General features: G+C 76.1%; 17 protein-coding genes, 1 pseudogene and 1 riboswitch. Of the genes and pseudogenes, 16 read left to right on the plus strand and 2 right to left on the minus strand.

Annotation, left to right across the window (positions count from 1 at the left end; translation table 11 throughout):
* Positions 1-48 precede the first annotated feature (48 nt).
* The 12 genes and pseudogenes from LG943_RS01715 (at position 49) to LG943_RS01770 (ending at position 15,124) form a co-directional block, all read left to right on the plus strand.
* Complete coding sequence (locus LG943_RS01715; RefSeq protein ID WP_270070350.1) at positions 49-1,122, plus strand: NAD-dependent epimerase/dehydratase family protein; 1,074 nt, start codon at positions 49-51, stop codon at positions 1,120-1,122.
* A gap of 171 nt (positions 1,123-1,293) precedes the next feature.
* On the plus strand, positions 1,294-2,883 hold the full coding sequence (locus LG943_RS01720; protein WP_270070351.1) for an MFS transporter: 1,590 nt from the start codon (positions 1,294-1,296) through the stop codon (positions 2,881-2,883).
* Positions 2,884-3,226: 343 nt separating this feature from the next.
* A pseudogene (locus LG943_RS01725) lies at positions 3,227-3,973 on the plus strand (class I SAM-dependent methyltransferase); the annotation flags it as partial.
* 71 nt (positions 3,974-4,044) lie between these two features.
* Positions 4,045-4,153, plus strand: a riboswitch (TPP riboswitch).
* A 107-nt stretch (positions 4,154-4,260) separates the two neighbouring features.
* On the plus strand, positions 4,261-4,899 hold the full coding sequence (locus tag LG943_RS01730; RefSeq protein ID WP_270070353.1) for an ECF transporter S component: 639 nt from the start codon (positions 4,261-4,263) through the stop codon (positions 4,897-4,899).
* Entirely contained in the window at positions 4,896-6,716 is a 1,821-nt protein-coding gene (locus tag LG943_RS01735) for an ABC transporter ATP-binding protein (RefSeq protein WP_408648528.1), read from the plus strand. The genes LG943_RS01730 and LG943_RS01735 overlap by 4 nt, the downstream gene beginning before the upstream one ends.
* Complete coding sequence (locus tag LG943_RS01740; RefSeq protein ID WP_270070354.1) at positions 6,713-7,516, plus strand: energy-coupling factor transporter transmembrane component T family protein; 804 nt, start codon at positions 6,713-6,715, stop codon at positions 7,514-7,516. The genes LG943_RS01735 and LG943_RS01740 overlap by 4 nt, the downstream gene beginning before the upstream one ends.
* A gap of 82 nt (positions 7,517-7,598) precedes the next feature.
* On the plus strand, positions 7,599-8,408 hold the full coding sequence (locus LG943_RS01745) for an enoyl-CoA hydratase/isomerase family protein (RefSeq protein ID WP_408648529.1): 810 nt from the start codon (positions 7,599-7,601) through the stop codon (positions 8,406-8,408).
* A gap of 115 nt (positions 8,409-8,523) precedes the next feature.
* Positions 8,524-9,060, plus strand: a complete 537-nt coding sequence (locus LG943_RS01750) for a YbaK/EbsC family protein (RefSeq protein WP_270070355.1) — start codon at positions 8,524-8,526, stop codon at positions 9,058-9,060.
* A 516-nt stretch (positions 9,061-9,576) separates the two neighbouring features.
* On the plus strand, positions 9,577-11,700 hold the full coding sequence (locus LG943_RS01755) for a serine/threonine-protein kinase (protein ID WP_270070356.1): 2,124 nt from the start codon (positions 9,577-9,579) through the stop codon (positions 11,698-11,700).
* 259 nt (positions 11,701-11,959) lie between these two features.
* Positions 11,960-12,739: an electron transfer flavoprotein subunit beta/FixA family protein gene (locus LG943_RS01760; RefSeq protein WP_270070357.1), complete on the plus strand. Its 780-nt coding sequence runs from the start codon at positions 11,960-11,962 to the stop codon at positions 12,737-12,739.
* A 29-nt stretch (positions 12,740-12,768) separates the two neighbouring features.
* Positions 12,769-13,713 (plus strand): electron transfer flavoprotein subunit alpha/FixB family protein, encoded by a 945-nt coding sequence (locus LG943_RS01765; protein ID WP_270070358.1) that lies wholly within the window; start codon positions 12,769-12,771, stop codon positions 13,711-13,713.
* A gap of 235 nt (positions 13,714-13,948) precedes the next feature.
* Positions 13,949-15,124, plus strand: a complete 1,176-nt coding sequence (locus LG943_RS01770; protein WP_270070359.1) for a cysteine desulfurase family protein — start codon at positions 13,949-13,951, stop codon at positions 15,122-15,124.
* A 127-nt stretch (positions 15,125-15,251) separates the two neighbouring features.
* Here the strand turns inward: LG943_RS01770 and LG943_RS01775 are convergent, their stop codons facing one another.
* Positions 15,252-16,421 carry a DUF695 domain-containing protein gene (locus LG943_RS01775; RefSeq protein WP_270070360.1) on the minus strand — a complete coding sequence of 390 codons (1,170 nt, stop codon included), beginning with the start codon at positions 16,419-16,421 and terminating at the stop codon, positions 15,252-15,254.
* 218 nt (positions 16,422-16,639) lie between these two features.
* On the opposite strand from LG943_RS01775, the gene mnmA reads away from it, so the two are divergent.
* Positions 16,640-17,722, plus strand: coding sequence for a tRNA 2-thiouridine(34) synthase MnmA (gene mnmA, locus LG943_RS01780; protein ID WP_270070361.1), 1,083 nt, complete (start codon positions 16,640-16,642; stop codon positions 17,720-17,722).
* Positions 17,723-18,107: 385 nt separating this feature from the next.
* Here mnmA and LG943_RS01785 read toward each other — a convergent pair whose 3' ends face one another.
* A complete protein-coding gene (locus LG943_RS01785) occupies positions 18,108-18,272 on the minus strand; it encodes a hypothetical protein (RefSeq protein ID WP_408648530.1) in 165 nt (54 codons plus the stop codon).
* Positions 18,273-18,526: 254 nt separating this feature from the next.
* Between LG943_RS01785 and LG943_RS01790 the strand changes: the two genes are divergently transcribed.
* From LG943_RS01790 to LG943_RS01800, 3 genes are all read left to right on the plus strand, one after another.
* Entirely contained in the window at positions 18,527-19,063 is a 537-nt protein-coding gene (locus LG943_RS01790; protein WP_270070362.1) for a DedA family protein, read from the plus strand.
* Between the two features lie 316 nt (positions 19,064-19,379).
* Positions 19,380-21,641, plus strand: coding sequence for an MMPL family transporter (locus LG943_RS01795; protein WP_270070363.1), 2,262 nt, complete (start codon positions 19,380-19,382; stop codon positions 21,639-21,641).
* A gap of 93 nt (positions 21,642-21,734) precedes the next feature.
* Positions 21,735-22,754 carry a methionine synthase gene (locus LG943_RS01800; protein ID WP_270070364.1) on the plus strand — a complete coding sequence of 340 codons (1,020 nt, stop codon included), beginning with the start codon at positions 21,735-21,737 and terminating at the stop codon, positions 22,752-22,754.
* Positions 22,755-22,777 lie beyond the last annotated feature (23 nt).

The following is a 22,777-nucleotide window of genomic DNA, read 5'->3' on the forward strand; positions in this document are numbered from 1 at the left end:
CGAAAAGCAGTGCGTGCCACTATCGGTTTCCACTGGATTGGAGTCACCGTGGCCGACACCGACCCCTCCGGCGCCCCCCGGCGGTCCCTCGTCACCGGCGCCACCGGGCTGCTGGGCGGCAACATCGTCGCCCACCTGCTCGACGCGGGCGGCGAGGTGGTCGCGCTGGTGCGCGACCCCGAACGCGCCCGCCGCCTGCTGCCCGCCCACGACCGCCTCACCGTCGCCGCCGGGGACATCACCGACCCCGCCGCCTACAGCCCCCTGCTCCCCGGGTGCGACGCGGTCTTCCACACCGCCGCCTACTTCCGTGAGTTCTACCAGCCCGGAGCCGACCTGGAGCGGATGGAGCGGGTCAACGTCACCGCCGTGGGCGACCTGCTGCGCGCGGCCGAGGCCGCCGGCGTGCCCGTCTTCGTCCACACCAGCTCCATCAACGTCCTGGCCGCCACCGGTGCCCAGCGGGCCGCCGACGAGGACACCGGCGTGCCCGAGCCCTACCGCGACCTCGACCGGTCGGTCGACTACGCCTCCAGCAAGGTCCGCGCCGAGCGGGTGGTCCGCGACTACGCCGCCACCAGCGCCATGCGGGTGCCGATCGTCCTGCCGGGCTGGATGTGGGGACCCGGCGACGCCGGGCCCACCTCGGCGGGCCGGCTGCTCCAGTCCCTGGCCACCGGGCGGATGCGGGCGGTCCCGGCGCTGAGCAACTACGCCGTGGACGCCCGCGACGTCGCCGCCGCCTGCGTGCGCGCCGCCGTGCTGCCGGTCACCGGGCGGTTCGTGGTGGCCGGCGCCAAGCACACCATCCGCGAGATCGCCGAGGCGGTCGCCAAGGAGACCGGCACCCCGGTGCCCCGCGCGGTGCCCGCGTGGGCGGCCATGGCGGTGGTGACGCTGATGGAGCTGTCGGCGCGGCTGCGGGGCACCGAGCCCACGGCCACCCGCACGGGTGTGGCGGTGCTGCGCGACGCGGCGGGCCGCAACATCTCCTCGGCCCGCGCCCAGCGCGAGCTGGGGATCGTCTTCCGCCCGATCGAGCGCACCATCGCCGACGAGGTCGCCTGGTACCGCGCCCAGGGCGTCCTCCCCGAGCGCGATGCGGCCTCGGCGCCGAAGTAGCGCGCACGGCTGCCGGGCGCGTCCGCAGGTCCGTCGCGCCTGCCGGTCGGACGCGGGCGCTGCCGGGGGCGGCTTCCAACCGGCTTCCATCGGGGCTCGACGGCGGTCGCCGAGACTGGTCGCGGCGGAAGGGGGGAGCGGCGGCGCCCACGGCGGCGCGCCGTGGAGGCGATGACCGAGACCGAAAGGCCGCACGGAACGCGGGGCGACGCGGCGCCACCGCCCATCCGGCGGGGCCGGGACCGGCCCGGTCCCGGCGAGCGGACCGGGCCGGGCGACGCGCGGCGGATGCGGGCGGCCTTCGCGGGGCTGCTGCTCGGGGTGATGCTGGGTTCGCTGGACCAGACGATCGTGGCCACCGCCCTGCCGGTGATCGCGGGCGACCTCGGCGAGCTGTCCCGGCTGTCGTGGGTGGTGACCTCCTACATCCTCGCGGCCACCGTCGTGATGCCCCTCTACGGCAAGGCCGGTGACCTGTTCGGGCGCAAGGCCGCGCTGGCCGGGTCGCTGGTGCTGTTCCTCGTCGGCTCCGGGCTGGCCGGGGCCGCGACGGACATGGTGTGGCTCGTGGTCTTCCGCGCCGTGCAGGGCCTGGGCGGCGGCGGGCTGCTGATCGGCGCACAGGCGCTGGTGGGCGAGGCGTTCCCCGCCGCCGAGCGCGGGCGGCGACTGGGGGCCGTCGGCGCCGTCATCGGGCTGTCGGCGTTCGCCGGGCCGCTGGTCGGCGGGCTGCTCACCGACGTCCTGGGCTGGCGGTCGATCTTCTACATCAACCTGCCGGTGGGCGCCGTGGCGCTGTGGCTGGTACTGCTGGCCCCCCGGCTGCGGCGCGCCCGGGAGGCGCCACCGCCGCGCGTGGACTACCTCGGCGCCGTCCTCATCGTGGCCGCCAGCGGCGCGGCCGTCCTCCTGGCGACCCTGGCGGGCGGCGCGCGCGGCCCGCTGGACCCCGCGCTGCTCGCGGCGGCCGCCGCCATGGCCGTGGCCCTCGCGCTGTTCGTGGCGGCCGAGCGGCGCGCCGCCGACCCGCTGCTGCCGCTGCGGCTGTTTCGCGTCCGCGACTTCACCGTGGTGGCGCTGGTGGCGGTGACCGTCGGCGCGGTCATGTTCGGCACCGCCGCCTACCTGCCGGTGTTCATCCAGATGGTCGGGGAGGACTCCGCGACGGCCTCGGGCGTGCGGCTGCTGCCCCTGGTGGGCGGGCTGCTGGTCGGGTCGGTGGGCGCCGGGCGCGCGACCGCGCGGCCCGGGCGCGCCCGCTGGGTGCTGGTGGCCGGAACGGCGTGCTCGCTGGCCGGGGTGGCGGTGATGGCGACCATGAGCAAGGACAGCCCTTACCCGCTGCTCGCGGCGGGCATGCTGGCGGTGGGGCTGGGCGTGGGCTCGGGCATCCAGACGCTGGTGCTGATCGCGCAGAACACCGTGGCCGCCGCCGACCTCGGCGTGGCCACCTCCACCGTGAACTACTTCCGGCAGATGGGCGCCTGCGTGGGCACCGCCGCGATGGGCGCGGTCTTCGCCGGGCACCTGCGCGCCGGGCTCGGCGGCGCCGCCGGTGCGCACGCGGTGTCGGTGGACGAACTGACACCCCAGGGCCTGGCGCGGTTCCCCGAGGACGTGCGCGCCGCCCTGATCGCCGCGTTCGCCGACGCCGTGCCGCTGGCCTTCCTGCTGCTGGTGCCGGCGGCGGTGGCGGGTCTGGTGCTGGCGCTGTTCGTGCGTGATCGGGCGGGGGTCCCGGGTGCCCCTTCCGGTGCGTAGGCCCCGGCGTCCTCCTCCGCGCGGGGGTCCGCGGCCGCCGACTGACGGCCGCGTGCGCTGGTGCCGGTGGGCGTGGTGGTGGCGTTCTCCGGTGCCTCTGCCGCCGCGCCTTCCACCGCGCGGGGGCCGCGGCCGCCGACTGGGCGGCGCGCGGGAAACCGGTGGACCGCCGCGCGGGCGCGCTGGAAGGATCGGGCGCATGGCTGCGAGGAGCGGAGACCCACAGCGGGCGACCGGCACGGGGCAGGGGCGCGGCGCGGCCCCCTCCGGCGCTTCGGACTCCGGGGCCGCCGCCCCCGGCCTCGCCGCTGCTGAGCCCCGAACGGCCGGCTCCGCTGCGGCGGACTTCGCCGCGCTCGTCGCCGAGGCGGCGGCCGCGCCCGTCGAGGGGTGGGACTTCTCCTGGCTCGCGGGCCGCGCCACCGAGGAGCGACCCTCGTGGGGCTACGCCCGCCTGATCGCCGACCGCCTGGCGCGCGCCGACACCGCCCTGGACCTCGACACCGGCGGCGGCGAGGTGCTGGCCGAGGCGCCCGCGCTGCCGCCGCGCATGGCCGCCACCGAGTCCTGGCCGCCCAACCTCGCCCGCGCCGCCGCGCGGCTGGGCCCGCGCGGGGTCGCCGTCGTGGCCACCGGTGAGGGGGCGCCCCTGCCCTTCGCCGACGCGGTGTTCGACCTGGTGGTCAGCCGCCACCCCGTCGCCACGCCCTGGGAGGAGGTCGCGCGCGTGCTGCGGCCCGGCGGCGCCTTCCTCTCCCAGCAGGTCGGTCCGGCCAGCGTGTTCGAGCTGACCGAGTTCTTCCTCGGCCCCCAGCCGCCGGAGACCCGCGCCCGGCGCCACCCCGACCACGCCCGCGCCGCCGCCGAGGCCACCGGGCTGGAGGTGGTGGACCTGCGCATGGAGCGCCTGCGCATGCGCTTTCACGACGTCGGCGCCGTCGTCTACTTCCTGCGCAAGGTGATCTGGATCGTCCCGGGGTTCGACGCCGACCGGTACCGCGACCGGCTGCGGGAGCTGCACGAGCGCATCCGCGCCGAGGGGGCGTTCACCGCGCACTCCACCCGGTTCCTGATCGAGGCCCGCCGCCCCCGCTCAGCGGCGCCGCACCCGCCGACCGGGGGCCGCCTTGACCGCGACCGCCCGCAGGTCCCCATAATGGGAGAAACCGACAGGGGAGCGCTTCGGCGCTGAGAGTGCGGTCCCACGACCGCAGACCCTCACACACCTGACCTGGGTAATGCCAGCGTAGGGAGTCGTGAACCCGTCCGCCGCGGACCCCGCCGCGCGCCCTCCCGCGCGCCGCCGTGCCCGCCCGGCCGACGCTCTTTGCCGTACCGGCACCCCCTCTCGCCCACCCGCGTGAAGGGACCGCCCCGATGAAGGAACCGGCACCGCACAGCCGGCCCGACCAGCCCGTCCAGTCCGGCCGGCCCGCCCCGGACGGCGTCCGCACCCCGCTGCGCTACCGCACGGTCGACATCGTCGTGCCCGCCGTGCTCGGCGTGGCCATCGGCGTCGTCTTCTGGCTGTGGAACATGGTGTGGACCGTCACCACCCCCGTCTTCGCGTTCTTCCCGCCCGCCCAGGCCCTCATCTACGGCGTGTGGCTGCTGCCCGGCGTGCTCGGCGGGCTCATCGTGCGCAAGCCCGGCGTCGCCGTGCTGACCTCCACCGCCGCCGCGGCGGTCTCCATGGTCCTCGGCGGGCCGTGGGGCGTGGAGATCGTGCTGGCCGGGTTCGTCCAGGGACTGCTCTCGGAGCTGGTGTTCGCCGCCGCCCGCTACCGGCGCTGGGGCCTGCCCACCGCCGTGCTCGCCGCGGCCGCCGGCGGCCTGGCCCCCGCCGTCTGGGACAACGTCCGCTACTACGTCACCTGGCCGCTGTCCTACCAGCTCGCCTTCGGGGTCATCGTCGTGCTCAGCGCCGCGCTGATCGGCGGCGTCGGCGCCCGGCTGCTGACCTCCGCGCTGGCGCGCGCCGGGGCGCTGGCACCCTTCCCCTCGGCGCGCGGATGAGCGGCGCGGGCGCGGCCGCCGGCGGCGCCCGGGTGGAGCTGTCGGGCTGGGGATGGCGGCACACCGGCCGCGCCTCCTGGGCGCTGCGCGGCGTGGACCTGGTGGTGGAGCCGGGCGAGCGCGTGCTGCTGCTGGGGCCGTCGGGAGCGGGCAAGAGCACCCTGCTGCACGCCATGGCCGGGCTCACCGGCGACCAGGGCGCCATCGGCGGCGACGAGGAGGGGCGGCTGCGCGTCGACGGCCGCCCCGCCGCCGCGGCGCGCGGCGTCTCGGCCCTGGTCGGGCAGGACCCCGAGAGCCAGTTGGTGATGGCGCGCGCCGGCGACGACGTCGCCTTCGGCCCGGAGAACCTGGGCCTGGCGCGCGCCGAGATCTGGGCGCGCGTGCGCGCCACGCTCGACGCGGTCGGGTTCGCCCACGGCCTCGACCGCCCCACGGCCGCGCTGTCGGGCGGGGAGAAGCAGCGGTTGGTGCTGGCCGGGGCGCTGGCCATGCGCCCGCGCCTGCTGCTGCTGGACGAGCCGACCGCCAACCTCGACCGCGCCGGGGCCGCCCTGGTGCGCGGTGTGCTCGCCGACCTGCTGGAGCGCACCGGCGCCACGATGGTGCTGGTGGAGCACCGGGTGGCCGAGGTCACCGGCGGCACCGCCGGCGCCGCCGACCTGGTGGACCGCGTGGTGGTGGTCGAGCCCGGCGGCGGCGTGGTCGCCGACGGCTCCCCGGCCGCCGTCTTCGCCCGGCACGGCCGCGCGCTGGCCGAGCGGGGCGTGTGGATCCCCGGCCGCGAGCCGCGCCCCCGCCTGCCCGCCGCCGCCCCGGGCGGCGTCCTGGTCGAGGCGGCGGCGTGCACCGCCCGCGCGCCCGCGCCGCTGGGCGTGCTCGGCGGCCGGCCGGCGACCGTGCTGCGCGACGCCGACGCCGTGGTGCGGTCCGGGTGCGCCACGGCCCTCACCGGACCCAACGGCGCGGGAAAGTCCACCCTGCTGGGCCTGCTGGCCGGGCTGGCGCGCCCCGCGTCGGGCACGGTGGCCCCGCGCGGGCGGCTGGCCGAGGTGAGCGCGCGCCCGCTGGCGCGCTGGCCCGCCCGCCGCCTGGCCCGCCACGTCGGCACGGTGTTCCAGCACGCCGAGGACCAGTTCGTCACGGGCACCGTGCGCGACGAGCTCGCCTTCGGCCCGCGCCGCGCCGGCCTGGGCGCGACCGAGACCGCCCGGCGCGTGGCCGACCTGCTGGAGCGACTGCGCCTCACCGGCCTCGCCGACGCCCACCCCTTCACCCTCTCGGGTGGGGAGAAGCGCCGGCTGTCGGTGGCGACCGCGCTCAGCGCGGGCCCCGAGGCGGCGCCCGACGTGCTGCTGCTGGACGAGCCCACGTTCGGCCAGGACACCCGCACCTGGACGGAGCTGGTGGAACTGCTGGCCGACCTGCGCGCCGCCGACCGGGCGGTGGTGATGGCCACCCACGACGACCTGCTGCTGGACCGCCTGGCCGACACCGAGGTCGTGGTCGAGGGCGGCCGCACCCGTGCGGCCCGCGCCCCGGGCGGCGCCGCGCCCGCCGCCGGCCCGGCCGCCGAGGCGACCGCGACCGATTCCGCCACGCGGACCCCGCCCGCTCCCGCCGGCGGTCCGGCCGCCGAGCGGCCCGGACCGCAACCGCCCGCGCCCGACGCGCCCGCGCCTGACGCGACCGCGTCCGACGGGCTCACCCCCGACGCGCCCGCGCACCGCGCCGAGCCGACCGCCGCCGCCCCCGCCCCCGGCGCCGGCCGTGCCGACCGTGGCGCCCGCCGCGCCTCCCGCGAGGAGGACCGGTGACCGCGCCCCCCGGCACCCCGCCGCCCGCAGACCCCGGCACCGGCCCGGACCCCGGCCCCGCCGCCGCGCCGCCCCCGCGCGCCTGGCTCGCCCGCGCCAACCCGGCGGCCAAGCTGCTGGCCGCCGTGCTCGTCGCCGCCGGGCTGGTGCCCGTGGTCGACCCCGTCACCAGCGGGCTGGTGCTCGCCGCGGCCCTGCCCCTGGCGGCGTTCTCCGGGCTGCGCGGCGCGCGCCTGGCCGCCCTCGGCCTGCCGCTGCCGGCCATGGCCGCCGCCGTGGGCCTGGTCAACCTGGTCTTCGGCCAGGACGGCCCGGCGGGCGCGCTGGGCGCCGCCGTGCGGCTGCTGGCCATCGCCGTGCCCAGCGTCCTCGCCGCCGCCACCAGCGACCCCACCGACACCGCCGACGCGCTGGTGCAGCGGCTCAGGGTGCCCGAGCGCCCGGCCGTCGCGGTGCTGGCGGCGCTGCGGCTGGTGCCGCTGCTGGCCGCGCAGTGGCGCACCCTCGGGGCGGCGCGCCGCGCGCGCGGCCTGGAGGCCGGCGCCAACCCGGCGCGCGCCCTGGGCGTCCTGCTGGGCAAGGTGTTCGCGCTCCTGGTGCGGGCGGTGCGCACCGGCACCTCCCTGGCCATGGCCATGGACACCCGCGCCTTCGGCACCGGACCCCGAAGCCACGCCCGCCCCAGCCGCTGGCGCCCCGCCGACACCGCGCTGGTGGCGGGCACGGCCGCCGTGCTGTGCGCGGCGCACCTGGTGTCGCTGGCGGCCGGCACCTGGCAGCCGCTGGGGTTCGGCGGCTGACCGCGGCGCGCCGCCAGTGGTAGGTATGGAGGCGCGCCCGCCGCGTGCGGGGCCGGACTGACGCGATGCGAAGGAGTGCCGGGTGAGTGGTGTGGACGAGACCTCGGGCGAGTTCGTCGGTGTGGAGCGGGACCCGGAGACCCCGGCCGTGGCGGTCGTCCGCCTCAACCGACCCAAGATGAACGCCCTCAACGGCCGGATGCAGCGCGAACTGGCCGAGGCCGCCCGCCGGGTGGCCGACGACGACTCCGTGCGCGCCGTCGTGCTCTACGGCGGCGAGCGCGTCTTCGCGGCCGGCGCCGACGTCAAGGAGATGGCCGAGATGGGCTACGCCGATATGGCCGCCCACTCCCGGGTCCTCCAGGGGGCGTGCACGGCCGTGGCGCGGATCCCCAAGCCCGTGGTCGCCGCCATCACCGGCTACGCCCTGGGCGGCGGCCTGGAGGTCGCGCTGTGCGCCGACTTCCGCGTGGCCGCCGAGGACGCCAAGCTGGGCCAGCCCGAGATCCAGTTGGGCGTGATCCCCGGCGCCGGCGGCACCCAGCGGCTGCCCCGCCTGGTGGGGCCGGCCCGCGCCAAGGATTTGATCTTCACCGGCCGCCACGTCGGCGCGGCCGAGGCGCTGGCCATGGGCCTGATCGACGCCATCGTGCCGGCGGGCGACGTCTACGCCCACGCCGTCGCCATGGCGGCCAGCTACGCCAACGGCCCGGCGCTGGCGCTGCGCGCCGCCAAGCAGGCCATCGACGACGGCCTGGAGACCGACCTGGACACCGGTCTGGAGATCGAGCGGCTGCACTTCGCGGGGCTGTTCGCCACCGAGGACCAGAAGACCGGCATGCGCGGCTTCGTGGAGCACGGCCCAGGCAAGGCGCGCTTCTCGGGCCGCTGACCGCACCACCGGCGCGCCCGCCTCCGGCAGTCCGCGCGACCCGTGCGGCCCGCGCGGGCGCGCTCCCGCCGCCCCTGGGCGGCACAGCCAACCACCGACGAGAGAGACGACAGCCATGTGGGGATTGAAGACCGAGCCTGCGCTGGAGCGCGAGGACCTGGTGGCGGCGCCGGTCGCGGCCGCCCTGCGCGAGTGGGCGCCGGCCGACCGGGTGCTGGTCGCGCCCATCGACCCCGACCTCGCCGACACCGCCAACTGCGCGGCGGCCTACGGCATCCCGATGGGCGCCTCGGCCAACTGCGTCGTCATCGCCGCCAAGCGCGCCGGGCAGGTGCGCATGGCCGCCTGCGTGGTGCTGGCCACCACCCGCGCCGACGTCAACGGGGTGGCCCGCCGCCACCTGGAGGCGCGCAAGGCGTCGTTCGCCCCGCAGGACGACGCGGTGGCCGCCACGGGCATGGAGTACGGCGGCATCACCCCCATCGGCCTGCCCGCCGAGTGGCCGGTTCTGGTCGACGAGGCCGTGCTGGAGGCCGGGCACGTGGTCGTGGGCAGCGGCCTGCGCGGCTCCAAGCTGGTGCTGCCCGGCGCCGACCTGGCCGAACTGCCCGGCGCCCAGCCGCTCGCCGGGCTCGGCGTGCGCACCGACTGAGCCCGCGCGGCGCCGCCGCGCACCTCGGCGCACCCCGGCGAGCCCGGGCGAGCGTTGCCGCACCGTCGCGCCGCCGCCGCGCCCCGGCCGCGCGCCCCGGCGGGTGAGCCCCCGCCGGGGCGCCCGCCCCACCGCCCGCTCCCGCCGGGCGCCCCGTACCGCCGGGCGCCCGGCGCGTGACCGAGTCCGCCGCCGCCAACCCCGGCCGCGGCGCGGATCCGGAACCAGCGCCGGTTTATCTGCGTCATACTCATGTGGTCGCCCGAACGCCGTGCAGAGCGGTCTGGGCCGCGGCCGGCCGTGCGCGGCCGAGCGGTCCGGCCGGTGCGCGCCGGCCAGGGCGCCCGCCCTGGGGCGGGAACCCCGTCCGGCGGCGCCGGACGACGTGGTGCTTGTTGAGCGTGAGCGGTGGCGGAGCCGACCCCCCGGGGCCCGGCCTCCGGCCTCCGGCCCGGCCATCCCGCAGCGGATAGGCTGGAAGTCGTGGTGTGCCAGGTTTGAGGGGATGAATTCGCAATGGCAATGTCGGCAGGTTTCCCCGAGAGCGAGGAGCTGCCGGAACGCGTCGGCCCGTACCTGATCCGCCGCCGTATCGGCCAGGGCGGCATGGGCGTCGTGTACCAAGCCGTCGACCCCCGGCAGGACCGGCTCGTCGCGATCAAGGTGCTGCGCTCCGAGGTCGCCGGCGACCACATCGCCCGCGCGCGCCTGGCCCGCGAGGTCGCCACGATGCGCCGCGTGCACAGCCGCAACGTCGCCGAGGTGATCGACGCCGACACCGACGCCGAGCTGCCGTGGGTCGTCACCGAGTACATCCCCGGCCCCACCCTCGACTCCACCGTGACCGACCACGGGCCGCTGCGGGGCCGCGCGCTCACCCGGTTCGTCAGCGGCCTGGCGCGGGCGATCGACGACATCCACGCCGTCGAGGTCATCCACCGCGACCTCAAACCGGGCAACGTCATCATCTCCAACGGCGAGCCCATCGTCATCGACTTCGGGATCGCCCACGCCGTCGACGGCGCCAAGCTCACCCAGACCGGCACGTTCGTGGGCACGCCCAGCTACCTGTCGCCCGAGGTGATCGAGGGCACCGACCTCGGCCCGGCCACCGACATCCACGCCTGGGGCGCCACCGTGGCCTTCGCCGCCACCGGCCACCCCCCCTACGGCGCGGGGTCCTTCGAGGTGATCTTCTTCCGGATCCTCAACGGCGAGATCAACCTCGACGGCATGCCCTCGGCGCTCCAGCCGCTGGTCGAGGCCGCCGTCTCGCGCGACATGTCGGCCCGGCCCACCGCCGCCCAGCTCGTCGCCCAGACCGGCCGCCTCAACCTCGACCTCCCCTGGACCGAGGACGCCGCCTACACCGGCAGCGGCCTGACCGGCAACCACACCGTGCAGGCGCCCCACCACTCCGCCGGCGGGCGCACCGCCGACCACGGCGGGGGCGGCGCCACCGGTTGGGGCGCGGCCGCCGCCGGCGCGGCCGGGGCCGCCGCGGGCGCCGGCGCCGGAGCGCTCGCCGGGTCGGCCATGGGCGCCGACACCCCCGGCACCGACCTTCCCGGCGGTGCCGACCGCACGATGGCCGCCGGATCGGGTGGCGCCGACCGCACGATGGCGGCCGGGCCGGGCGGTGCGGACCGCACGATGGCGGCCGGGCCGGGCGGTGCGGACCGCACGATGGCGGCCGGATCGGGTGGCGCCGACCGCACGATGGCCGCCGGATCGGGCGGCGCCGAGCACACCATGCGCGCCGACCCCGACGACCTGGTGCAGCGCGAAACCGGCCAGGCCGGCCCCTACACCGCCGACGACGCCGACGACGACCAGATGGCGCCGCGCACCCAGTTCTTCAACTCCACGCTGCGCCCCGAGGAGTTCCGCGACATCCTCACCCCCGTCGAGGAGCGCCGCGCCGGCCAGGTCGGCCGCTACGGCGACGAGGACGACGACGAAGAGGACCGCGGCGGGTTCCTCACCCGCTTCCGCCGGGGCGGCGGCGACCGCCTCAGCGACTACATCGACACCGACGACGACGCCGAGGACGACGACTACGAGGATGAGCCGCGCCACCTGCCGTGGCTGCTGATCATCCCCGTGCTCGCCTTCCTCACCGGGTTCACCCTGGCCATCCCCGACATCGGCGTGCTGGTCGGCGTGCTCGCCGCCTCGGTGCTGGGCGCGCTCGACACCGTCAAGGTCGAGCACGCCCGCCGGCTCCAGACCCGGGGCCCGCGCAGCTCCGACCACATGGTGATCGCGCTGAGCATGCCGTGGGCGGTGCTGCGCACCCTGGGCCGCACCCTGCTCTACGGGCTGGGCTACCTGCTCGCCGGGATCGTGGTGGGGATCGTCATCGGCCTGATGACCGGCACCAACAACCCCAACAACGTCACCGCCTACGCCCTGGGCCTGGTGGTGCTGCTCAGCTTCGTGGGGCCCAACGGCCGGGGCGCCATGCGCCAGGCCCGCTCCACCATCGAGGGCATCGCGGTGCGCAACACCTACGTCTACTGGGGCGCGATCGTGGTGCCGGTGCTGCTGGCCCTGCTGGTGCTGTCCTACGGCCTGGGCGCGCACTCCTACTGGCTGATCCCCGGCGGCCCCTCCAACTGGGCGCTGTTCGGCGGCTGAGCCCCGCCCGCGCGGCGCCGACCGGGCTCGGCGGCGCCGCCTGCGCCGCTGGGGCGGGGGCGGGTTCGCCCCGGGGGCTACCAGCCAGTAACATCGGGGTGGAAGGCAGAGTACGCAGGCGGGAGGCGTGACGTGAACGCCGCCCCGCCACCCGATGGCATCGATTGCATTTGGCACCCTTAGGGGCCACGGACGCGCCAGGCGTCCGCGCCGTCCGAGTGGGCGACGCATGGAGTGCAGGGGAGGTCGGCCACCGGCCATGAATATTGTCGTTTTGGTCAAGCAGGTCCCGGACACGGCGACCGAGCGCAAGCTCTCGTCCGATGACAACACGCTGGACCGCGCGGCGTCCGACGGCGTCATCAACGAGCTGGACGAGTACGCCATCGAGGAGGCGCTGCTCCTCAAGGAGAAGCACGGCGGCGAGGTCACCATCCTGACGATGGGACCCGACCAGGCCACCGACTCCATCCGCAAGGCCCTGTCCATGGGCGCCGACAAGGCCGTCCACCTCGTGGACGACGCCCTGCACGGCTCCGACGCCCTCCAGACCGCCTACGCCCTGTCCAAGGCGCTGGGCACCCTGGAGTTCGACCTCGTCGTGCTGGGCTCGGAGTCCACCGACGCGCGCACCGGCATCGTCGGCGCGGCGCTGGCCGAGTACCTCGGCCTGCCGCAGCTCACCCTCGCCGGCAAGGTCGACGTCGACGGCCAGGCCATCCGCATCCAGCGCGCCACCGACTACGGCCACGACGTGGTCGAGGCGCAGCTCCCGGCGGTGGTGTCGGTCGTCGAGAAGATCAACGAGCCGCGCTACCCGTCGTTCAAGCTCATCATGCAGGCCAAGAAGAAGCCGGTCGCCAAGCTGAGCGCCGCCGACGCCGGCATCGACACCGCCCTGGTCGGCCTGGGCAACGCGGCCACCGAGACCGTCGACTTCGCGCCGGCCCCGCCCCGCGCCGCCGGCACCGTCATCAAGGACGAGGGCGACGGCGGCGTGAAGGCCGCCGACTTCCTCGCCGAGAAGAAGTTCGTGTAGGTCCGGCGAGACAGGAAGGATTGACTGACATGGCTGAAGTCCTCGTCCTCGTCGACCACGTCGACGGTGAGGTCAAGAAGGTCACCACCGAGCTGCTGACGGCCGCCCGCCGTGTCGGCGAGCCCTCGGCGGTGTGGATCGGCGACGGCGCCGAGGCGGCCCAGGCCCGCCTCGCCGAGTTCGGCGCGGTGAAGGTCTACGCCGCCTCCGCCGAGCTGAACGACTACGTGGTGGCCCCCAAGGCCGAACTGCTGGCCCACCTCGCCCGCGAGAAGTCCGCCGCCGCCGTCCTGGTCTCGGCCACCCCCGAGAACAAGGAGGTCGCCGGGCGCGCCGCCGTGAAGCTCGGCTCGGGCGTGCTGACCGACGTGGTCGACCTCACGGCCGACCTCGTGGCCGAGCACAGCGTCTTCGGCGGTGCCGTGGTCACCCACGCCCGGGTGCGCACCGGCGTGCCCGTCGTGGCGGTGCGGCCCAACTCCGTGCCCGCCGAGCCCGCCCCGGCCCAGGCCGAGGTGGAGCAGGTGTCGGTGGAGCTGTCCGCCGCCGCCACCGCCGCCCGCGTGGTCGAGCGCGTGGTGCAGGAGAAGGGCGCGCGCCCGGAGCTGACCGAGGCCGCGATCGTGGTCTCGGGCGGGCGCGGTGTGGGCTCCGACGACTTCACCGTCGTGGAGAACCTGGCCGACGCCCTCGGCGCGGCCGTGGGCGCCTCGCGCGCGGCGGTCGACTCCGGCTGGTACCCCAACCAGTTCCAGGTCGGCCAGACCGGCAAGACCGTCAGCCCCAACCTGTACGTCGCCCTGGGGATCTCCGGCGCGATCCAGCACCGGGCCGGCATGCAGACCTCGAAGAACATCGTCGCGGTCAACAAGGACCCCGAGGCCCCCATCTTCGAGCTGGCCGACTTCGGCGTGGTCGGCGACCTCCACACGGTGGCGCCGCAGCTCACCGAGGAGATCAACAAGCGCAGGTGAGCGCCGCACGGCGCCGGCGCGGTGCGTCCGCGCGGCGCCGGCAGGGCGCCCGCGGGCGTCCGCACGGCCCCGGGAGGCAGCCGCCGCCCGGGGCCGCGGCGTGTCCGGGGGAGGGGCGCGTGCGGGGGAGGGCGGGCGGGCCGGGGCGGTCGGGGCGCGGGCTCCCCGGGGTGAGGCGCGAAGGCCGGGGCGCGGCCGAGGCCACCCGGTGCGCCGCCGTATGCTGGACACCGCCATGGTGTACCTGGATCACGCCGCCACCACCGCCGTCCGTCCCGAGGCAGTCGCGGACATGACGGAGGAGTTCGGCCACCTCGGAAACCCCTCCTCGCTGCACGGCGCCGGCCGCCGCGCCCGCCGCGCCGTCGAGGAGGCGCGCGAGAGCGTCGCCGACTCCCTCGACTGCACCCCCAACGAGGTGGTGTTCACCTCCGGCGGCACCGAGGCCGACAACCTCGCCGTCAAGGGCCTCTACTGGTGGCGCCACCAGTCCTCGCCGCGCCGCCGGCGCATCCTCGTCAGCGCGGTGGAGCACCACGCGGCGCTGGACCCCGCCCGGTGGATGGCCGACCACCAGGGGGCCGTCTACGAGGAGATCCCGGTCGACCGCCACGGCCGCGTGGCGCCCGAGGCGCTGCGCGCCGCCGTGGAGCGCGATCCCGACGACGTCGCGCTGGTGTCGGTGATGTGGGCCAACAACGAGGTCGGCACCGTCCAGCCGGTGGCCGAGCTGGCGGCGGTGGCCCGCGAGTACCAGATCCCCTTCCACACCGACGCCGTGCAGGCGGTGGGCTCCCAGCCGGTGTCCTTCGCCGAGTCCGGGGTCTCCGCGCTGACCGTCAGCGCGCACAAGATCGGCGGCCCGGTGGGCGCGGGCGCCCTGCTGCTGGCGCGCGGCGTGGAGCCGGCCCCGGTGCTGCACGGCGGCGGCCAGGAGCGCGAGATCCGCTCGGGCACCCTCATGACCCCGCTGCTGCGCGGGTTCGCCACCGCGCTGCGGCTGGCGGTCGCCGAACGCGCCGCCCACGCCCGCCACCTGGCCGAGTTGCGCGACTCCCTGGTGGCGGCGGTGCGGGAGCGGGTGCCCGACGCCGTCCTCAACGGCCACCCGACCGAGCGCCTCCCCGGGATCGCGCACCTGTCCTTCCCCGGCTGCGAGGGCGACGCCCTGCTGATGCTGCTGGACGCGCGCGGCATCGCGTGCTCCACCGGGTCGGCGTGCTCGGCGGGGGTGGCCCAGGCCAGCCACGTGCTGCTGGCCATGGGCGCCGACCCCGAGACCGCGCGCAGCTCGCTGCGGTTCTCGCTGGGGCGCGACTCCGGCGCGGCCGACGTGGCGGCGCTGGGCGAGGCCATCGGCCCGGTGGTCGAGCGCGCGCGGGCCGCCCGCCGCAAGCGCCGCGCCGCCTGAGGCGGGCGGCTGAGGCCAACCGGGGGCTGAGGCCCGCAGCGAGGGCTGAGGGGCCGCCCCGGGGACCGGGTACCGGGGACGGGGTACGGGGGCGCCGGGCGGGTGCCCGCCCGGCTCAGCCGCCCGCTCAGCGCTCCAACTGCCCCCGGATGGGCCGCAGCAGTTGCTCGATGGTCTGCCACTCGGGGTCGAGCCGGCTCTGCACCACCGCCCGGCCCTCGCCCCAGTCGCGCACGGCCGCCTCGAAGTCGGCCATCACCCCGGAGTCGGGGTCGATGTAGAAGTAGAACTGCCGCTGGCCGCCCGCCGTCTGCTGGGCCAGCAGCGCGCCGTTGTCGCCCAGCAGCGTGCGCAGCCCGGTGGCGAACTCCTCCAGCGCGGTGGTGGAGGGCTCGGTGGGCAGCCGGTCGCCGTCGCTGGCGGCGTAGGGCAGCACCACGTGGGCGTAGAGGGTGAGCGCCGGGAAGTCGCGGCGGTGCAGGGGGTGGCGCACCGCGATCTCGATGACGCCGCGCAGCGGCACCCGGCCCTGGAGGGTCACCCAGCCGCCCAGCGCCCCGGAGAGCTGGCGCACCACGGAGGGGATGGAGGAGGGCGGCAGCGGGTCCAGCGGCTTCTCCACCAGCGGCTCGACCTTGCCCACCCAGCGCACGTAGTCGTCCTCGCCCAGCGCCAGCATCACGACGTGGTCGGCCAGGCCGGAGCGGGTGTCCTCGGACACGAACATGAAGTCGGGGTGGTAGACCCCCACCTCGACCTTGCTGCGCCGCTGGTCCACGCGCATGGAAACGCTGCTGTGCGCGAGGTCGAACTCGTGGTCGTCCCAGGTCAGGGGTCGCGCCAGGCGCCCGGGGTCGGCCGGGAGCGCGGGGAAGAACCGCCAGCCGGGCTCCTCGGGGGCCGCCCGCGCCCAGCGCTCGGTCAGCACCCGCGCCTGGTCGTCGGGGCCGGCGGTGAGCACCAGCGCGTGCGCCGACCCGCTCTCCAGCGAGGCCAGGGGGTCGTCCAGCGCCGCCATGCGCGCCATCAGCCGCCCGGGGTCGGTGTCGTCGTCGAGGCCGAGGTCGCCGAGGTCGGAGTCGGCGTCGCGCGGGGCCGCCGAGACCTCCCAGTTGAGGTCGGGGTGGATCCGGGCCACCGCCTGGGACACCCGCTCGGCGACGTCCTCGGGCGGCGGGGTGCCGTTGTCGAGGGAGGCCGCCAGGGCGGTCCGGAACTCCGGCCACTGGCGCCAGAACTCGTCCACGGCGACGGCGGATTCGGACTGCTGCGAGCGGCGGCGACGGAACAGAGCCATGGCCCTGATTTTCGCAGAACGCCACGGCGGGCGCGCCAGAAGGTCCCCGCGCGGCGCGGGGGCGGGCCGGATGGGACGGGCGCCGGTCCGGGCGGGCGGCGGTTTTGGGTGCGTGGGGGTTCGGGCGCACGCGGTTCGGGGGCGCGCCCGTCCGCGCGCGCCGGTCCGGCGGGCACCCCGTCGAGGCGGTCCCCGCCAGGACATAGGCTGGAGGCGCTATGACTCTGCGCGTACTGGCCGCCATGTCCGGCGGCGTCGACTCCGCCGTGGCCGCCGCCCGGGCCGCCGAGGCCGGCCACGACGTCACAGGCGTCCACCTGGCCCTTTCCAAGAACCCGCAGTCCTACCGCAGCGGCGCGCGCGGGTGCTGCACGGTCGAGGACTCCCGCGACGCCCGCCGCGCCGCCGACGTCATCGGCATCCCCTTCTACGTGTGGGACATGGCCGAGGAGTTCGACCGCGACGTGGTGAGCGACTTCGTCGCCGAGTACGCGGCGGGCCGCACCCCCAACCCGTGCCTGCGCTGCAACGAGAAGATCAAGTTCGCGGCGGTGCTGGACCGCGCGATCGCGCTGGGCTTTGACGCGGTGTGCACCGGCCACCACGTCCGCAAGGTCGACGGCCGCCTGCGGCGCAGCGTCGACCTCGACAAGGACCAGTCCTACGTGCTGGGCGTGCTCACCCGCGAGCAGGTGGCCCACGCCATGTTCCCGCTGGGCGACTGCACCAAGGCCGAGGTCCGGGCCGAGGCGGAGCGGCGCGGGCTGGCGGTGGCCGACAAGCCCGACAGCCACGACATCTGCTTCATCGCCGACGGCGACACCGCCGGGTTCCTCAACGACCGGCTGGGCGGCGAGCCCGGCCCGATCAAGGACGAGTCCGGCGCGGTGCTGGGCACCCACCAGGGCGCGCACACGTTCACGGTGGGCCAGCGCAAGGGCCTCAACCTGGGGGGCGCCGTGGAGCGCCGCTACGTGCTGTCCATCGAGCCGGTGAACAACACGGTCACGGTGGGGCCGCGCGACTCCCTGAAGGTGGACGAGATCACCGCCGAGCGCCCGGTGTGGAGCGGCTGCGCGCCGCTGACCGAGCCCACCGCCTGCCAGGTGCAGTTGCGCGCCCACGGCGAGGTGTACGGCTGCCGCGCGGTGGAGCGCGACGGCCGCCTGGTGATCGAACTGGACGAGCCCGCGACGGGCGTCGCGGCAGGCCAGGCCGCCGTGCTCTACGACGGCGACACGGTGTTGGGATCGGGCACCATCGCCGCCACCGCCCGCCGCGAACACGGCACCCGGGTCTAGCCGCCGGGTGAAGCGATCACCGGCCCGCGCCTCAGTGGTTGGTGAAGGGGACGGGGCGCCGAGGGCGGCGGATGGCTCGGGTGCGCGGTGATCGGTTCCCGGGGCGGATGGCTTAGGTCGCAGCGGGGCAGCGAAGGCGGCAGTGCCTTGGGCGCGCGGTCAACGGGTCTCGGAGCGGGTGGCCGGTGGTGGTGACGGGGCGGCGACGGCGGCGGGTGGTCCGGGGCCTGCGGTGATCGGTTCGCGCGGCCGGTGGCTGATGTCGGCGACGGTGCGCCGAGGGTGCCGGGCGCCCGGGGGCGGGCGGCGTTGCCGCCATTCCAACCGCGAGCGCACGATGATCCGCAGCGGCCCGCTTCTCCAACCGGACAAAGGGGCCTTGGTGTCAATGGGTTGTTGCGACTAGCAGTTCGTCCAGCTTCTCGGCCGGGGTGCGATACCCCAGCGTCTTGCGCGGGCGGGTGTTGAGCAGCCCCTCCACCCGGTCCAACTCAGCCCTCTCCACCCGGGTGAAGTCGGTGACCCCCTTGGGGAACGGTGGCCTGGCCACCCGCTCTGAGTACCGACCGTCGCGGACCCGGGTCTGCGCCTTCCCCTGGTGCCCCGTCGCCACCCTCGCCCCACAGCGGGGCTGAGCGGTGTCGTCGCGCCCCGGCCTGCCGGTCTCTCCTTCTCTCTCCTTCTCCCTCCCTCGGCCGCCTCGCCTGCCTCGGCGTCGGGTCGGCCACAATCGGACGACGTCGACCTCCGTACAGGTTAGGTAAGGCATAGCATGGTTTCCTGATCCGGGTACGGAGGGGTGCGATGGAGTACGAGTTCCTGAACGGCCAGCCCTTCTGGATCGTCTACGCCGCGCTCTTCGTCATCGTCTTCGCCCGCACCCAGGCCACGTACTGGATCGGCCGGGGGCTGGGCGCGGGGCTGCACCGCTCGCGCGCCGGGCGGCGGCTCGGCGACCGCCTCGCGCGCGCCGAGGCGCTGATCAACCGGTTCGGCCCGCCCGTGGTCACCGTCTCCTATGCCACCGTGGGTTTCCAGACCGCCATCCACCTGGCGGCCGGTGCCATGCGCATGTCGTTCGTGCGCTACCTGGTGGCCATGCTGCCCGGCTGCGCGGGCTGGGCGGCCATCTACAGCCTCGGCGGCCTGGCCGTCCTCGCGGTGTGGTGGGACCTCTTCCTGCGCTCGCCCGAACTGGCGGTGGCCGCCGGTGCGGTGCTGGTCGTCGCGGTGGTCGCGGGGGTACTGGTGGCGCGGCGCCGCCGCGCCCGGGCCGGGGCCGCGTCCGCCGAGGACTCGACGGACCAGGCCGACACGCCTTCGGCGTCCTCCGCCGCCTGACCCACGGCTCGCCCGTATCCGGCTGCCCGGTCGCCCCTCTGCGGCACGGGCCTGACCTGCGGCCTCCCGCGCCGCCACCCGAGCCCCCGCTCCGTGCCCCGTTCCCGCACGGCCCCACCGCCACCCCCTTTGCCGCCGATTCCGCTTTCCCGGGGCGGTCCCTGTCCACAGATAATGGGTAATACATACGATATTGACTCACTATCATCCGCTGTATATACAGTAGCTGCGCCCGGGACACCCCGGCCGCGCCCCTCTCGTGCCCTCGGGTCTCGCGCCCTCGGGTCGTCCCACTCCGGAAGGCAGCGCAGCAGACGTGTCCACCACCCGACCCCCCGTCACCACCGACCGCCCCCCGCCCGGCCCTCCGCCCAGCCCCCCGTCCGGCCTGCGGCCCTCCGCGCTGCGGCGGCTGGGCCGGTTCACCGCACGCCGATCCGGGACCGTGCTGCTGGCCTCGGCGGTGCTCACGCTCGTCGCCCTGGTCGCGGCCGCCGGGATCCTCGACCGGCTCGTGCTCAGCCGGTTCGTCAGCCCCGGCTCGGAGTCGCTGCGCGCCGCCGAGGTCCTGGAGGAGGAGTTCGGCACCGGCACCCAGGGCGTGCTGCTGCTGGTCACCGCCGCCGAGGGCACCGTCGACTCCCCGGATGTACGCGAGGCCGGGCTCGCCGTGGAGCGCGCGTTCGCCGCCGAGGAGGGCGTGGCCGAGACCGCCTCCTACTGGTCGCGCGGGGAGTCGCCGTCGATGCGCGGCGCCGACGGCACCCAGGCGCTGATCGTCGCCCGGCTTTCGGGCGACGTCACCGAGGCGCGCGCCCGGCTGGCCGGGCTGTCCGCCGAGTACACCCTGGAGCGGGCCGACATCCGGGTGGCCGTGGGCGGCGGAGACGAGGTCTTCCGCCAGGCCGCCGAGCAGGCGCGGGCCGACTTCCTCACCGCCGAGGCGATCGTGCTGCCGATGGTCCTGGTCCTTCTGTGGGTGATCTACCGCCGCCTGCCCGCCGCCGCGCTCACCCTGGGCATGGGCCTGTTCTCCGTGGTGGCCACCCTGGCGCTGCTGCGGGGGGTCGCCGCCGCCACCGAGGTCTCCACCTTCGCCGCCAACCTCGCGCTGGTGATGGGCCTGGGCCTGGGCGTGGACTACTGCCTGTTCGTCATCAACCGCTTCCGCGAGGAACTCGACGCGGGCCGCACCGTGCCCGAGGCGGTGGAGCAGGCGGTGGCCACCGCCGGGCGCACCGTCGCCTTCAGCGGCGTGACCGTGGCGGTGTCGCTGCTGTGCATGCTGCTGTTCCCCTTCCCGTTCCTGCGCTCCTTCGGCTACGCCGGCGCGGCGGTCGTGGCCACCTCCGTCTTCGCCGCGCTGGTGATCATGCCCGCCGCCCTGGCACGGCTGGGCGCCCGCGTGCGGGCACGCAGCCTGGACGGCCGGGGGAGCGGGGCGCGGTGGTGGCACTCCACCGCCGTGCGGATGATGCGCCGCCCCCTCCTCTACGGGATCCCCGCGCTGGCGGTGCTGCTGGTGCTGGCCGCGCCCGTCCTCAACCTGTCCTTCGGCCTGCCCGACGACCGCGTGCTGCCGCCGGGCACCTCCAGCCGCGAGGTGCAGGACCAGATCCGCGCCAACTTCCCCCAGGAGGAGATGGACGCCGTCCAGATCGTCGCCGAGGACCTGCCCGGCACCGCCGCCAACGCCGAGGCCATCGCCGGCTACGCCGCCGAGCTGTCGCGGATCGAGGGGATCGCCCAGGTCGACGCGCTCACCGGCGTCTACGTCGAGGGCGAGCGGGTGGGCGAGCCCGGCGCCGCCGCGCGGCGGTTCGCCTCTCCTGAGGCCACCTGGTTCTCGGCGGTCCCGGCCACCGCCGCGCTGGAGGGCGTGGGCTCGGTCGACGCGCTGCTGGCCGAGGTGCGCGCGGTCGACCCGCCCGGCCCCGGCCCCGTCCTGGTGGGCGGCTACCCCGCCGAGCTGAACGACTTCCGCACCGGGCTGGTCGAGGCCGTCCCGCTGGTGTTCGGCCTGATCCTCGCCGTCACCTTCGCCGTCCTGTTCCTGATGACCGGCAGCCTGCTGCTGCCGCTCAAGGCCATCGCGCTCAACGTGCTGAGCATGGCGGTCATGTTCGGCGCCCTGGTGTGGGTGTTCCAGGAGGGCAACCTCGCCGGCGCGCTGGGGATCACCGCCATCGGCACCCTGGAGCCCACCTTCCCGCTGCTGATGTTCTGCGTCGCCTTCGGGCTGTCCATGGACTACGAGGTGTTCATGCTGGCCCGCATCAAGGAGGAGTACGACCGCACCGGCGACAACACCGCCGCCGTGGCCGCCGGGCTGGAGCGCAGCGGCCCGCTGATCACCGCCGCCGCCGTCATCCTGGCCGCGTCCTTCGCCGCCTACGCCACCTCGGGGGTGATGTACCTGGTCATGCTGGGCCTGGGCATGGCGCTGGTCATCGTGGTCGACGCCACCCTGATCCGGGCCGTACTGGTGCCGGTGCTGATGCGCCTGGCCGGGCGCGCCAACTGGTGGGCGCCGCGCCCGCTGCGGCGCCTGCACGCACGGTTCGGCATCGCCGAGTGAGCGCGCGCGGCCCCGCCGGCGTGCGGCGGGGCCGCGCGCCCGCCCGCCTCGGCGGTGCGCGGCCGGGCGCCGCGCCCTCTAACCTGGTGACCCGTGAAGGACCTGGACTACCCCTGGCCGCCGACCAGCGCAACCGGCGTGGGCTCCTACCCCGGCACCGACCCCGACGAGGCCGTGCGCACGGTGGTCGGCGAGCTGCCCGAGCTGCCGCACCTGCCGGAGTTGCCCGAGCGCGGCGTGGGCGCCGACATGATCGGGCGCACCGGCGGGCTGCTGGTGGACCTGCCGGTGGAGGTCCGGCCCTCGGGCTGGGCCGTGGCGCGGCGCCCCGGCCGCGACCTCCAGCGGGCGCGCGGCCACCTCTCCCGCGACCTCGACGCTTTGGAGGAGCACACCCAGGACTACTCCGGCGCGCTCAAGATCCAGCTCGCCGGGCCCTGGACCATGGCCGCCTCCGTCGAGCTGCGCTCGGGCGAGAAGGCGCTGGACGACCCCGGCGCCGTCGCCGACCTCGCCGCCTCGCTCACCGAGGGCGCCATCGCCCACATCGCCGAGGTCCGGCGGCGGGTGCCCGGTGCGCGGCTGCTCGTCCAGGTCGACGAGCCCGCGCTGCCCGCCGTGCTCACCGGCGCCGTGCCCAGCGCCAGCGGGTACCGGCGGCTGCCCGCGCCCGACCGCGTCACCGTGGAGGCGCGGCTGCGCGCGCTGTTCGACGCGGTGGCCGACGCCGGCGCGGTCCCCGTGGCCCACTGCTGCGCCCGCGCGGTGCCGGTGGACCTGCTGCGCCGCTCGGGCGCCCGGGCGATCAGTCTCGACGCCACCCTGCTCGACCCCGCCCAGGACGACCACATCGGCACCGCCCTGGAGGCGGGCGTGGGTCTTTTTACGGGTGTCGTGGCGAGTGCCGGCGGCATTCTGTCGGACCCGGCCGATAACGTCGATCCTGTACGTGAGCTGTGGAATCGGATCGGCCTGGCCCCCGAACTCCTCACCCGCGCGGTGGTCGTCACACCCACCTGCGGACTGGGCCGGGCCGCACCCGACCACGCGCGCGCCGCACTCGACGCCTGCCGCCAGGGGGCGCGGGTGCTGCGCGAGGAACCACGGCGTTAGCGACGTTGGAAAGGACACCCAGG

Origin of the sequence: Streptomonospora mangrovi (genome assembly GCF_027604915.1) — a bacterium.
Classification (GTDB): Bacteria; Actinomycetota; Actinomycetes; order Streptosporangiales; family Streptosporangiaceae; genus Streptomonospora; species Streptomonospora mangrovi.

Excerpts from the sequence above, each read along its gene's own strand:
- LG943_RS01765 (WP_270070358.1), top strand. The coding sequence starts at position 12,769 with ATGGCTGAAGTCCTCGTCCTCGTCGACCACGTCGACGGTGAGGTCAAG.
- LG943_RS01720 (WP_270070351.1), top strand. The coding sequence starts at position 1,294 with ATGACCGAGACCGAAAGGCCGCACGGAACGCGGGGCGACGCGGCGCCA.
- LG943_RS01775 (WP_270070360.1), bottom strand. The coding sequence starts at position 16,421 with ATGGCTCTGTTCCGTCGCCGCCGCTCGCAGCAGTCCGAATCCGCCGTC.
- LG943_RS01730 (WP_270070353.1), top strand. The coding sequence starts at position 4,261 with ATGAAGGAACCGGCACCGCACAGCCGGCCCGACCAGCCCGTCCAGTCC.
- LG943_RS01760 (WP_270070357.1), top strand. The coding sequence starts at position 11,960 with ATGAATATTGTCGTTTTGGTCAAGCAGGTCCCGGACACGGCGACCGAG.
- LG943_RS01770 (WP_270070359.1), top strand. The coding sequence starts at position 13,949 with ATGGTGTACCTGGATCACGCCGCCACCACCGCCGTCCGTCCCGAGGCA.
- LG943_RS01790 (WP_270070362.1), top strand. The coding sequence starts at position 18,527 with ATGGAGTACGAGTTCCTGAACGGCCAGCCCTTCTGGATCGTCTACGCC.
- LG943_RS01735 (WP_408648528.1), top strand. The coding sequence starts at position 4,896 with ATGAGCGGCGCGGGCGCGGCCGCCGGCGGCGCCCGGGTGGAGCTGTCG.
- mnmA (WP_270070361.1), top strand. The coding sequence starts at position 16,640 with ATGACTCTGCGCGTACTGGCCGCCATGTCCGGCGGCGTCGACTCCGCC.
- LG943_RS01755 (WP_270070356.1), top strand. The coding sequence starts at position 9,577 with ATGGCAATGTCGGCAGGTTTCCCCGAGAGCGAGGAGCTGCCGGAACGC.
- LG943_RS01750 (WP_270070355.1), top strand. The coding sequence starts at position 8,524 with ATGTGGGGATTGAAGACCGAGCCTGCGCTGGAGCGCGAGGACCTGGTG.